Origin of the sequence: Streptococcus sp. Marseille-Q5986, assembly GCF_946902915.1 — a bacterium.
Lineage (GTDB): Bacteria > Bacillota > Bacilli > Lactobacillales > Streptococcaceae > Streptococcus.
Map to the genome: position 1 here is coordinate 1 of NZ_CAMPPY010000007.1, position 12711 is coordinate 12711.

Annotated in this window: 13 protein-coding genes and 1 pseudogene; 7 read left to right on the plus strand and 7 right to left on the minus strand. The window is 38.9% G+C overall.

The window, feature by feature from the left end; all coding sequences use genetic code 11:
• The 4 genes from OVN21_RS08535 to blpC all read left to right on the plus strand — a co-directional run.
• On the plus strand, positions 1-217 hold a 217-nt coding region (locus tag OVN21_RS08535), incomplete at its 5' end, for a hypothetical protein (RefSeq protein WP_267248071.1).
• A 32-nt stretch (positions 218-249) separates the two neighbouring features.
• Complete coding sequence (gene blpA / locus OVN21_RS08540; RefSeq protein WP_267248072.1) at positions 250-2403, plus strand: peptide cleavage/export ABC transporter BlpA; 2154 nt, start codon at positions 250-252, stop codon at positions 2401-2403.
• Between the two features lie 10 nt (positions 2404-2413).
• Positions 2414-3775, plus strand: coding sequence for a bacteriocin secretion accessory protein (locus OVN21_RS08545; RefSeq protein ID WP_267248073.1), 1362 nt, complete (start codon positions 2414-2416; stop codon positions 3773-3775).
• Positions 3776-3831: 56 nt separating this feature from the next.
• The gene (gene blpC / locus OVN21_RS08550) at positions 3832-3990 is read left to right on the plus strand and encodes a quorum-sensing system pheromone BlpC (protein WP_267248074.1); all 159 of its coding nucleotides are present in this window, start codon (positions 3832-3834) and stop codon (positions 3988-3990) included.
• Between the two features lie 299 nt (positions 3991-4289).
• On the opposite strand, the gene OVN21_RS08555 is transcribed toward blpC, so the two are convergent.
• The 3 genes from OVN21_RS08555 to OVN21_RS08565 are packed head-to-tail and all read right to left on the minus strand — an operon-like array spanning position 4290 to position 6724.
• Entirely contained in the window at positions 4290-5630 is a 1341-nt protein-coding gene (locus OVN21_RS08555) for a sensor histidine kinase (RefSeq protein WP_267248075.1), read from the minus strand.
• Between the two features lie 13 nt (positions 5631-5643).
• On the minus strand, positions 5644-6381 hold the full coding sequence (locus OVN21_RS08560) for a response regulator transcription factor (protein ID WP_267248076.1): 738 nt from the start codon (positions 6379-6381) through the stop codon (positions 5644-5646).
• Between the two features lie 4 nt (positions 6382-6385).
• The gene (locus OVN21_RS08565) at positions 6386-6724 is read right to left on the minus strand and encodes a LytTR family DNA-binding domain-containing protein (protein WP_267248077.1); all 339 of its coding nucleotides are present in this window, start codon (positions 6722-6724) and stop codon (positions 6386-6388) included.
• A 276-nt stretch (positions 6725-7000) separates the two neighbouring features.
• Here OVN21_RS08565 and OVN21_RS08570 point away from each other — a divergent pair, with 276 nt between their 5' ends.
• Entirely contained in the window at positions 7001-7330 is a 330-nt protein-coding gene (locus OVN21_RS08570) for a helicase BlpT (protein ID WP_267248078.1), read from the plus strand.
• A gap of 167 nt (positions 7331-7497) precedes the next feature.
• Here OVN21_RS08570 and OVN21_RS08575 read toward each other — a convergent pair whose 3' ends face one another.
• Together OVN21_RS08575 and OVN21_RS08580 are read right to left on the minus strand one after the other, a co-directional pair.
• Positions 7498-8547, minus strand: a complete 1050-nt coding sequence (locus OVN21_RS08575) for an ABC transporter permease (protein ID WP_267248079.1) — start codon at positions 8545-8547, stop codon at positions 7498-7500.
• Entirely contained in the window at positions 8544-9275 is a 732-nt protein-coding gene (locus OVN21_RS08580; protein WP_267248080.1) for an ABC transporter ATP-binding protein, read from the minus strand. Before OVN21_RS08580 ends, OVN21_RS08575 begins: the two co-directional genes overlap by 4 nt.
• 67 nt (positions 9276-9342) lie before the next feature.
• On the opposite strand from OVN21_RS08580, the gene OVN21_RS08585 reads away from it, so the two are divergent.
• Positions 9343-9753 (plus strand): HIT family protein, encoded by a 411-nt coding sequence (locus OVN21_RS08585; protein WP_267248081.1) that lies wholly within the window; start codon positions 9343-9345, stop codon positions 9751-9753.
• Positions 9754-9762: 9 nt separating this feature from the next.
• Positions 9763-10050, plus strand: a complete 288-nt coding sequence (locus tag OVN21_RS08590) for a hypothetical protein (RefSeq protein ID WP_267248082.1) — start codon at positions 9763-9765, stop codon at positions 10048-10050.
• 437 nt (positions 10051-10487) lie between these two features.
• On the opposite strand, the gene dnaJ is transcribed toward OVN21_RS08590, so the two are convergent.
• Together dnaJ and OVN21_RS08600 are read right to left on the minus strand one after the other, a co-directional pair.
• The gene (gene dnaJ / locus OVN21_RS08595; RefSeq protein ID WP_267248083.1) at positions 10488-11624 is read right to left on the minus strand and encodes a molecular chaperone DnaJ; all 1137 of its coding nucleotides are present in this window, start codon (positions 11622-11624) and stop codon (positions 10488-10490) included.
• Between the two features lie 204 nt (positions 11625-11828).
• Positions 11829-12449, minus strand: a pseudogene (locus OVN21_RS08600) (DJ-1/PfpI family protein).
• Positions 12450-12711 lie beyond the last annotated feature (262 nt).

Below are 12711 nucleotides of genomic sequence, written 5' to 3' on the forward strand. Positions count from 1 at the left end.
GTCTTGTTGCAACTTTGACAAGTTTAGTATATCATTATTTTTTAATTTTTTTCATCCAAATCTTGAATTGTCATCGAAACGTCTTGAATTAGCTTTTTTATTTCAAGCCACCTCTAAATGTTTAAAAAAAATAATTTCTAATCACTTTTTTACCATTCAGGAAGTTTTAATGACTATTCAAGATTTCATAAAATATGAACTTAGTTTTATGGCATAATATACCTATCCACTATATGAAAGGAATTGCCAATGACTTCTTATAAACGTACATTTGTTCCTCAAATAGATGCGAGAGACTGTGGTGTCGCTGCCTTAGCCTCGATTGCTAAATTCTATGGTTCAGATTTTTCTCTAGCTCACTTGAGAGAACTTGCAAAGACCAATAAAGAAGGGACGACTGCTCTTGGCATTGTAAAAGCCGCTGATGAAATGGGCTTTGAAACAAGACCTGTTCAAGCAGATAAAACGCTCTTTGACATGAGTGATGTCCCCTATCCATTTATCGTTCACGTTAACAAAGAAGGAAAACTCCAACATTACTATGTTGTCTATCAAACAAAGAAAAACTATCTGGTTATTGGTGATCCTGACCCTTCTGTAAAAATCACCAAAATGTCAAAAGAACGCTTTTTCTCTGAATGGACTGGAGTAGCTATTTTTCTAGCTCCCAAACCCAGCTATCAACCCCATAAAGATAAAAAGAATGGTCTACTAAGCTTCCTTCCTCTGATTTTCAAACAAAAATCTCTCATTGCTTACATTGTCCTCTCAAGCTTATTGGTCACGATTATCAATATAGGTGGTTCTTATTATCTCCAAGGAATCTTGGATGAATACATCCCAAATCAGATGAAATCAACTTTAGGAATCATCTCAGTTGGTCTGGTTATCACCTATATCCTCCAACAAGTCATGAACTTCTCCAGAGATTATCTCCTAACTGTTCTGAGTCAGAGATTAAGTATCGATGTGATTTTATCTTATATTCGCCATATTTTTGAACTTCCTATGTCTTTCTTTGCGACACGTCGTACAGGAGAAATCATTTCACGGTTCACAGATGCTAACTCTATTATAGACGCCTTAGCTTCTACCATTCTTTCTCTTTTTCTTGATGTCTCCATTTTGATTCTTGTAGGAGGTGTCTTACTGGCACAAAACCCTAGTCTCTTCCTTCTTTCTCTTATTTCCATTCCTATATACATGTTCATCATCTTTTCTTTTATGAAGCCTTTTGAAAAAATGAACCATGATGTCATGCAAAGTAATTCTATGGTTAGTTCCGCCATTATCGAAGATATCAATGGGATTGAAACCATCAAGTCACTCACAAGTGAAGAAAATCGCTATCAAAATATAGACAGCGAATTTGTAGATTATTTGGAAAAATCCTTTAAGCTCAGTAAGTATTCTATTTTACAAACGAGTTTAAAGCAGGGAACAAAATTAGTTCTGAATATCCTTATCCTATGGTTTGGCGCTCAATTAGTCATGTCGAGTAAAATTTCTATCGGTCAGCTGATTACCTTTAACACACTTCTTTCTTACTTTACAACTCCTATGGAAAATATTATCAACCTCCAAACCAAACTCCAATCTGCGAAGGTCGCTAATAACCGTTTGAACGAAGTCTATCTAGTCGAATCTGAATTTCAAGTTCAAGAAAACCCTGTTCATTCACATTTTTTGATGGGCGATATTGAATTTGATGACCTTTCTTATAAGTATGGTTTTGGACGAGATACCTTAACAGATATTAATCTCACGATTAAACAAGGAGATAAGGTTAGCCTAGTTGGAGTTAGTGGTTCTGGTAAAACAACTTTAGCCAAAATGATTGTTAATTTCTTTGAACCCTACAAAGGACATATTTCCATCAATCATCAGGATATTAAAAACATTGATAAAAAGGTCTTGCGCCGTCATATTAATTACCTACCCCAACAAGCCTATATCTTTAATGGAGCTATATTGGAAAATTTAACCTTGGGTGGTAATCATATGATTAGCCAAGAAGATATTCTAAGAGCTTGTGAATTAGCTGAAATCCGTCAAGACATTGAAAGAATGCCTATGGGCTATCAAACTCAGCTCTCTGATGGAGCTGGTCTGTCAGGAGGACAAAAGCAACGAATAGCCCTCGCTCGTGCTCTTTTAACTAAAGCTCCTGTTTTAATACTAGATGAAGCTACTAGCGGTCTTGATGTCTTGACTGAGAAAAAAGTTATAGATAATCTTATGTCCCTAACTGATAAAACCATTCTCTTTGTAGCCCATCGTCTCAGTATAGCCGAACGAACCAACCGTGTCATTGTTCTTGACCAAGGGAAAATCATTGAAGTTGGTAGTCACCAAGAGTTAATGCAGGCGCAAGGCTTCTACCATCATCTGTTCAATAAATAAGGAGAATGTCATGAATCCTAATCTTTTTAGAAGCGTCGAGTTTTATCAGAGACGTTACCATAACTATGCGACAGTATTAATTATACCTCTTTCATTACTGTTTACTTTCATCTTAATTTTCTCCCTTGTTGCCACAAAAGAAATTACCGTTACGTCACAAGGAGAAATCACCCCTACAAGTGTCATTGCATCCATTCAGTCAACCAGTGATAATACTATCTTAACTAATCATTTAGTGGCAAATCAAGTAGTTGAAAAAGGGGACTTACTCATCAAATACTCTGAAACAATGGAAGAAAGTCAGAAAACTGCCTTAGAAACTCAATTACAAAGACTTGAGAAGCAAAAAGAAGGACTTGGAATTTTGAAACAAAGTTTAGAAAAAGCGACTGATCTTTTTTCTGGTGAGGATGAGTTTGGCTACCATAATACCTTTATGAATTTTACTAAACAAACTCATGATATTGAACTGGGTATCACAAAGACTAACACTGAAGCTTCAAATCAAGCCAATCTTGCCAATAGCAATTCATCAGCTATTGAACAAGAAATCACAAAAGTTCAACAACAAATTGGAGAATACCAGGAGCTGAGAGATGCTATCGTAAATAAAAGGGCTCGCTTACCAACTGGCAATCCACACCAGTCAATTTTGAATCGTTATCTGGTAGCATCACAAGGACAAACACAAGAAACTGTAGAGGAGCCATTTTTATCTCAAATTAATCAAAGCATTGCAGGTCTTGAATCATCTATCGCAAGCCTCAAAATTCAGCAAGCTGGTATCGGAAGTGTAGCAACTTATGATAATAGTTTAGAAACTAAAATTGAAGTACTCCGCACTCAGTTTTTACAGACAGCTTCTCAGCAACAACTAACCGTGGAGAATCAATTAACAGAATTAAAAGTACAACTAGATCAAGCGACACAGCGCTTAGAAAACAATACCTTAACCGCTCCAAGCAAAGGTATAATTCGTCTAAATAGTGAATTTGAAGGTAAAAATAGAATTCCAACTGGTACAGAAATTGCTCAAATATTCCCTGTCATCACAGATACAAGAGAAGTACTAATCACTTACTACGTATCTTCTGACTATCTACCTCTACTAGATAAAGGACAAACTGTAAGATTAAAACTGGAGAAGATTGGAAATCACGGCATTACCATCATCGGCCAACTTCAGACAATTGATCAAACTCCTACCAGAACAGAGCAAGGAAATCTCTTTAAATTAACCGCTCTTGCAAAACTATCTAACGAGGATAGTAAACTCATCCAATATGGCTTACAAGGTCGCGTCACTAGTGTAACTGCAAAGAAAACATATTTTGATTATTTCAAAGATAAAATTTTAACCCATTCTGATTAATTTTCAGATAACACTCTATAACTATTTATTATCTTATCAAAAAGGAGAATCATAACATGGATAAGAATCAAAACCTAACTTCATTTCAAGAACTAACAACTACTGAACTCAACCAAATTACAGGTGGAGGATGGTGGTTAGATTCAATATTGAATATATTAACATCTAATTTATCAAACCAAGCCAATAGGTCTAGAAATTATCAACAAATGTAATCATACAAAGTGGTATTGGATAAAAAACTTGGCTCTATAATATTTGTAGTGGGTAAATCTCCTATAGATATTATGAAGCCTATTTTGTTGTAAAAAATAAGACAGTAACCTCAGGATGGCTACTGTCTAGTCTCATTTCTTCTTAAAACCTTTATTGACTTAATAAATGGTAGAAAAGAACCTTAAAAATCATAAATACACAACCAATCTTTTCGAAACATTCATATTATAAGTTTTATTGTAAGGTTTTAATATATTTATTCTAGTGTTTGATTTTTCAATGATTCTATTATTTGTTATCATTCAATTGATATCATTGTTAAAACCTGACGAAAGACTTGATCTTGACAGGCGGTATTGAGACTGGCATTGGGATAACTTTCCACAATCTTCATAACAGTATAGAGACCAACCCCTCGGTTCTCCCCTTTAGAACTAACTCCAAAAGAGAAGATTTTAAAAACATCTATGCCCTCTTCTTTGATGGAGTTTTCAATGATGAAGGTCTCCTGTGCTCCATTTTTTATAAAGGCGATTGAAACATGAGGTTGACTAGCCTCTGCGCTGGCTTCAATAGCATTGTCACAAAGGATAGACACAATAGTCAGAAAATCAAGCAGGCTCATCCCCTCAACTTGAATCTCCTCAGGTACTTCGACATTAAAGACAATCTTCTTTTCTCTAGCTTTTATAAATTTTCCAGCTAGGAGACTCTTGAGGGCACGGTCCCGAACATTCACCAATCGTCCAAGGTCATATTTATTGTCCTGCAATTTCTGACTGGAATCCTTTAAGACGGAGCCATAGACCTCTTTTATCTGCTCCATATCCTCCTCTTCAATGCCCAGACGTAAACTAGTCAAGAGGTTGCTATAATCATGCCGAAAACTCCGTACTTCCTTGTAAAGTTCCTCTATATGCCGACTATAGCGTTCCATATCTCTGTAGCGCAAGGTCTGCTCTTGGTTCAGTTTCTCCTGAAGTTTTTCCTTCAAATAGGTATCTAGCTTCTTGATAATCCCCATAAAAAAGAGCAAGTAAAACACTAGGATGAGATGGCGAACAGTCGTTGATTGTATACCTTGTACATATTCAAAATAAGACAGACTTTGCATCACTAGATAGTAAGCCCCCATTATCCAGTTAATCCTAGTCAGGGACTTTTGAAAATCTTTATCGAGAATCTCCTTTCTCAAACTAGTAAAATCATAGTCTAACCATTTCAAAAAGGCTAGAGAAATAAAGCAAATGAAAATTTTTATACATAACCAAATAAAAGAGCGGTCATCATACACATGCCCTTGCCCCAAAAATGGAAGCACAAAATAAGAAATACCTCTATAAAAGAGATTCACCAATATCATTGGAAAGAGACCATAAAAGAAAAGGAGTTTTTTAGGAAGTCCTCTTAACAGTAAGAAAGACAAGCCTATGCCGTACAAGGGTTCCACAAAATAAGATAGGTAATTATTTCCTACTATATAGCTAATTGTTACAAAAACAACTGCCAAAAGTATCTTAAAAAGAAAGGCCTTAAAAACTCTCTCCAGAGTTAGAACAATTCCATCCACCTTAAAAAATATAAACAATTCCAATCCAGATATCAAAAACGCATATACTATCTTCCAAACTAATTCCATTCCATCACCTCACTCAGTGCAAGTTATTGATAGCTTCAGACACTTCCCTGACCTTATAACGCGCGATCAGACAGCTTCCACCATTGGGAAAGAAAAGGAGTTTTTCTTTCTTATCCAAACGCACCACATTAGCTGGATTGATGAGAAAAGAGCGATGACTCTGCAAGAGACGAGGTTCCTGCTTGAGAATCTCCTCCAAACTCGCTGTAAATTCCAGTCTATCTGTCTCGCTATAGAGAATGACATGATGGGGGCTGGGAGACGTTTCGAGATAGTAAACCTCTTTAAAGGGATACTGGAATTGAGCAAATTTTGATTTAAAATAAAAGCAATCTTCAGCTAGACTTTTACTGTCTTGACCATTGGCATAGAGGAGGGCTGTCTCGATACGAGATTCAAACTCCTCTGCCGAAAGGGCCTTATCAATATAGTCTAGAGCAGACACTTGGTAGCGAAAGGACAGGGGCATAAACTCCGAGTGAGTCGTCACAAAGACAATCAGGGCATAGGGGTCTCGATCCCGAATCTTTCTAGCCACTTCCAGCCCCTTCATCTCCTCATTTCGAATCTCAATGTCCAAAAAGAATAGCTGATGTGCTCCCTTCTCATGCACCTCTGCCAGCAGTTGGTCTGGCTTGCCAAAAACTTCAAAAGAACTCGGAATGATATGATGTTCTTTCAAGAGTTTCTCAATCGTCGTTTCAATCCTAGTCTGTTGGGAAAAATCATCTTCTAAAACAAATATTCTCATCTTCTTACTCTCCTTCTTTCAACCATTTTTGACGAATTTCTCTATAACGACGTCTGGCATACTTGACAGCGTATTGACCTTCTTCTCCAAGAAAAAGGATTCTTTCTTTAAAATCAATCGATTTTAATTTATCAAGATTGACCAAACGATTTCTATGACATCTCATCAAGGTTTCCCCATATTGGTTCTCAAGATTACTTAAATTTTGAACCATATTAAAACTAGCTTCTTCTGTAACAATCTGTACGGTATGGGCTTTAGTTGGATGTGTTTGGATATAGTAGATATCGTCGACGTTTACTTTATAGACGGTTTTCTGTGTCTGAATAATCATATGTTTCATTGGATTCTCCTCCTAAGAAAAGAATAACAGAAAAGTTCTAGCACAAGCACACCCAATCCTAAACAGTCTTTGAAAGCTCCTAAAAGGATTATTTTTCTACAACATCATGATAAGCTTACAACTATTTTATCATAAAATTCACTCAGCGCAATTCAAGACATTTCAATGACAATTAAAGATTTGAGGCTAAAAAAAGCCAAAAAAGTGATAGACTGACAGTATCAAAATACAATTGCTAGAAGTAAGACTGGCACCCAGATTAGAGGAGGAATCATCATGACAGATACAGACCCCATCGAAAGAGCTCAGACTTTGATTACGGACTTAAACCAAGCCTACCAAGCATGCAAACAGGCAACAGCTGACGACATCCGCTTTCAGGAGCAATTAAACTCTATTCTTGGCTTTCTAGCCAAGGCTGAGACAGTGGATAATCGATTCTTGATTGAACTGGAAAAATTTTACCAGACTTCCAGTCTTCTCTTGGGACTCAGCGCTCTCAATCCAGATGCTCCTACTCGCGCCGCTTGGCGGGCCTATGACCGCTTCCACTTTGACCAAGTCAAGACCAAGTTAATACTCAATGAAAATCAAAGAGCAAACTAGGAAGCTAGCCGCAAGCTGTACTTGAGTACGGTAAGGCGACGCTAACGTGGTTTGAAGAGATTTTCGAAGAGTATAAGTCTCTACGGACCAACCATTATCCTGTAGAAACTAAAAAGAAGCTGAGAGAGACTGAACTCAACTTCTTTTTAGTGTCATATAAGTACGTTTTATTCCTGCATCTGACGTTTCACCTGATAAGGCAGGTACAAGACTTGTAAAACCAAACCAGCACCCAGCAAGGCTAGAAGGGCCAGTTTTTCTTGGAAGGTCACAAGACCGACGACTAATTCCACTACTAAGACCAAACTGGTCAATCCTCGGACTACAGCCTGCAAGCCTTTTTCCTTTTGCCCCTTGTCCAGTGGAAAGAGTTGGGTCAAATACTGGTAGTCAAAGGCGTGATAGAGGGCTAGTAACTGGAAGAGTAAGAGGTAGTTAAACAGGACTACCACTGCTGTCGCAATCCAAGCTTTCTCGATAAAGACCTGCGCCAACAAAGAAAGCAAGAGAAGACGAAGACTGAGAGCAAAAAGATCTCCATTTCGCAGATAAGAACGCAGATAGAGATTTTGCCAAATCTTTCCAGGCACCTTCTGAACAGCCTTTAGGATAAAGTCCAGATAGGCACGACGCTTGACGCTGTTCGAAATTCCCTTGACCTGGGTAAAGAGAGCAAAGAAACGAAGCAAGACTTGCTTGCGCTTGCTTTCTTGGGAAATGACATAGTCCCAGTCCAGTCTAGTTTCCGTGAAAAATTTGCTAGCCTTTTGACGAAAGAGCAGATATTTCCCTCCCCCCAATAGGAGTACATAGATGAGAAAGACTGGAAAACCATAGCCCATGGCTAAAAATAAGGGCGCAAATAACAGCAAGAAAAGAGTCTGAACAAAAAGCCAAAAAACTAGGGAAATGCCAGTTTGACGCTTGAGATGGAGTTTGATTTTTTCTTCGCCAACCAAAAGAAAGAGCTTATCAGGAGCCTCCATATAGGTGGCAATTCCACCCCAAAGCAAAAGTAAAATAGAAGTAATCCCTACAAACAAAAGGATAGGCCAATGATTTTCAGGAAAATGTTGTAAGAGTTGACTGTACTGGTAGGCTAGAAAGCCCAACAGGACAAGCAGGAACAAAATAAAGTGGTCATTGAGAACATAGCGTAGATAACCGACACACTCCTTACGAAAAGCCTGCTTTCTCTTTAAAAACAAGTCTTTCATAGTTCCTCCTCTTTGGTCAGAGCCAAGTAAATATCATTCAAACTAGCCTCAGGCATGTCAAAGGCTTCGCGCAGTTGCAGGAGATTTCCCTTAGCATGCACCTCACCCTTGTGGAGAATGACAAAGGCATCACACATCTTCTCCGCCGAGTCCAACACGTGAGTACTCATGAGAATGGACTTGCCCTTTTGCTTTTCCACTTCCAAAAGCTGAATCAAGTCTGCAATAGCCAGCGGATCAAGACCAAGAAAAGGCTCATCCACGATGAAGAGACTCGGATCCACCACAAAAGCACAGATAATCATGACCTTCTGCTTCATCCCTTTAGAGAAATGAACTGGAAACCAATCCAATTTTTGATCCAGACGGAACATTTTTAACAAGGGCTCTACTCGATCAAAAGCGACCTTTTGCTCAATACCATAAGCCATGGCAACCGTTTCGATATGCTCTCTGAGGGTTAACTCCTCATACAGGCTGGGCGTTTCTGGAATGTAGCCAATCTGCTTGCGGTAACTTGTCGCATCTTCTTGCAGGGTCAAGCCATTGATATTGATGGAGCCACTATAAGGTGTCAACAGACCAATAATCTCATTGATTGTCGTCGATTTACCAGCGCCATTGAGACCAATCAAACCGACCAACTGCCCACTTTCAACAGTAAAGGACACATCTTTCAAGACAGGGACATGAACATAGCCACCTGTCAGGTTTTTAATTTCTAACATATTTTCTCCAAATCTGGTATAATGTAGCTATATTATATCAAAATTCAATACAGTAGAGGTAGATTTTATGTCAGATTGCATTTTTTGTAAAATCATCGCAGGGGAAATTCCTGCATCAAAAGTATATGAAGATGAGCAGGTTCTTGCCTTTCTTGATATCTCTCAAGTAACGCCTGGGCACACCTTGGTCGTACCAAAAGAGCACTATCGCAATCTTTTGGAAATGGACGCTACTAGCGCCAGCCAACTCTTTGCCCAAGTGCCAACAATTGCTCAAAAAGTCACGAAAGCTACCAAGGCTGCCGGCATGAATATCATTGCCAACTGTGAAGAAATCGCAGGTCAAACAGTTTTTCATACTCACGTTCATCTCGTGCCTCGCTACAGTGCCGACGATGACCTCAAGATTGATTTTATCGCCCACGAACCAGACTTTGACAAACTCGCTCAAGTCGCTGAAACCATCAAAAACGCCTAAGGAGTTGCCATGAAATTATCCAATTTACTGCTATTTGCAGGAGCTGCAGCCGGAAGTTATCTGATCACAAAAAATCGCCAAACCATCACAGATGAAGTCTTGAATACCACTGACCGCGTTCAAGCTATCAAGGACGATGTGGATATTATCCAAAATAGCCTGCAAATCATCAACCAACAAAAAGAACTCACCAAAGAATACCAAGAAGACCTAACTTACAAATTTAAAGTCTTAGAAAAAGATATCCAGACCAGACTAGCTGTGATAAAAGAAATGCAGGAAACTGAAGATAAGTAAAAGAGCCCGACGGCTCTTTTTGAAAACGTAAACAAGTTATATCCCATCAACTATACATCATAATTTAGGCAACTCATACTCAATAAAAATCAAAGAGCAAACTAGGAAACTAGCCGCAGGTTGCTCAAAACACTGTTTTGAGGTTGTAGATAAGACTGACGAAGTCAGTCACAGATATACGACAAGCCGACGCTGACGTAGTTTGAAGAGATTTTTGAAGAGTATTATTCACCGTTTCATAACTAAATCGAATACTTTCCCAGACTTTCCACCGTAATGAAAACAGCTGAAACAGCTTGGTTTCAGGTGTCCGGAAACTTTGAGACCTAGGCTCAAAGTTTAGGTATAGAACTTCAAAGAAGGTCGCTACCGTCCGTCATTACTTAGGAAAGTCTTAAAAAATCTATAAACAAAAAGAGCCACTCGGCTCTTTTTGTTTATTCTCCATCAAAGGCATCTTTTATATGGTCAAAGAAACCTTTTTTCTTTGGATTGACTTTTAAATCACCTGCAGCTGCGAATTCTTTCAAGGCTGCTTTTTGACGGTCGTTCAAACCTGTCGGTGTTACGACATTAACTGTAACGTATTGGTCACCAACTGCACCACCACGAAGGCTCGGCGCTCCCTTACCACGTAGGCGGAATTTCTTGCCAGTCTGAGTGCCCTCTGGGATAACCAATTCAACATCACCATGAACAGTTGGAATATCAACCGTATCACCAAGAGCTGCTTGGACAAAGTTGAGGTTCAGATTGTAGAAGATAGTGGTTCCTTCACGTTCAAACTTATCACTAACTTCTACTGAAACCACCACATACAAGTCACCATAAGGTCCGCCGTTAAAGCCTGCTTCACCTTGACCAGCTAGGCGGATTTGTTGGCCTGTTTCCACACCAGCAGGAATCTTCACATGTACGCTATGAGCTTGTTTTTCATGACCTGTACCGTGACAAGTTGTACATGGATCTTTGATTTCTTTTCCGCGACCATGACAGACATCACAGGTTACTTGGCGGCGCATCATACCAAGAGGAGTCTGCGTATCGACGTTAATAACACCAGCACCATGACAGCGTCCACAAGTGACTGGACTTGTCCCTGGCTTAGTACCAGATCCATTACATGTACGACAGCTTGCTTCACGGTTGTACTTAACTTCTTTTTCTGTTCCGAAGATAGCTTCTTCAAAGGTCAAATTCACACGATACTGGAGGTCATCACCTTGACGAGGGGCGTTTGGATTGCGCGAAGCACCGCCTCCGCCAAAGAAACTTGAGAAAATATCCTCAAAACCACCGAAGCCACCTGCTCCGTTGAAACCGCCGAAACCACCAGCACCGCCAAAGTCACTGTTGGCACCAGCAGCACCGTATTGGTCATAGGCAGCACGTTTTTGGTCGTCACTTAAAGTCTCATAGGCTTCTTGAACTTCCTTGTACTTTTCCTCAGCTCCAGGTTCCTTGTTGATATCTGGGTGGTATTTTTTGGAAAGCTTACGATAAGCCTTTTTGATTTCGTCTGCAGAAGCGTTTTTTGACACCCCCAGACGATCATAAAATTCAGTATTGTTCATTTAAGATACCAAGACCGTAAAATTCGACTGAAAAATAGGAAATCTGACGCAGGAGCGATGCTCCTAGACAGATTTATCTTTTTTCCGAGAATTTAGAGCGAGTTCAATTCCTTTCTTTCATATTATGTCTATTATGTCAAAAATTTAGAACCCGTGTTCAGTTGCGAACACCCTTGTTCCTTTCTATAATTTATAAGTAAATCATTAGAGGGTATGTTTCACTTCATCAAACTCTTCATCTGATAGAGTAAATATCAAATCCTCCTCTGTGTACTCGTTTTGTTCTTTAAAATAGTTGTCCGTATTCTCTGCCAACCCTAAATTTAGAATCACTTTTCTTGCAAACTCTTGATGTGCAAAGCCTATAGCCGTAATGATATTTTTATCTTGCACAACCACTTTGGGTTGGAAATTCTCACGTGGAAGAAATTCAAAATAGTCAAAGAAGTTTTGCCAAATTCCACCTGTAAATTTCGTGTCGTTCAACAAGCCTGCTTTCGCCAATAAAAGAGGCGCTGAAGAAATGGCTGCAATTAGGATATCTTGCTCATTAAGACTTCTCAAAAACGAGATCAATTTCTCATCTTGTAGAGCAGGAACTATATTTACCATTCCTGGCAAAATCACACAAGAATACTCTTCTATACGTACTTGATCCAATGTTTTCGTCGGTTAACAGGACAAACCATCCTCAGAGACCACCATCGAATGATCTGAAGCTGCATAATCAATCGTGATGTCAAAAGACAGAGCTAAAGTACTTGTTAAAGAGGCTATCTCATAAAGAGAAAAATTAGGATAAATGACACAAAGTACTTTTTTCATAAGCTACACCCTCTATTTTATCGAAAAACAGAGGCTGGTTTGCAACCTCTGGATTTCTTACTATCATTACGACGTTCAAAAACAAAGTCGATTATACTTTTTTGAACTAGTAAGGCATTTAGGTCAGTCGCCATAGCGATTGCCGTAGAAGGACAATCACTTTAGTGATTAGTCATTCTTGACGAATTAGGCTTAATCGAGCACGCCCTAACCTCTTGGTGAAAAAGACAAATCTTCCTAGAAGCTAAAGTTTCTGCGTCAG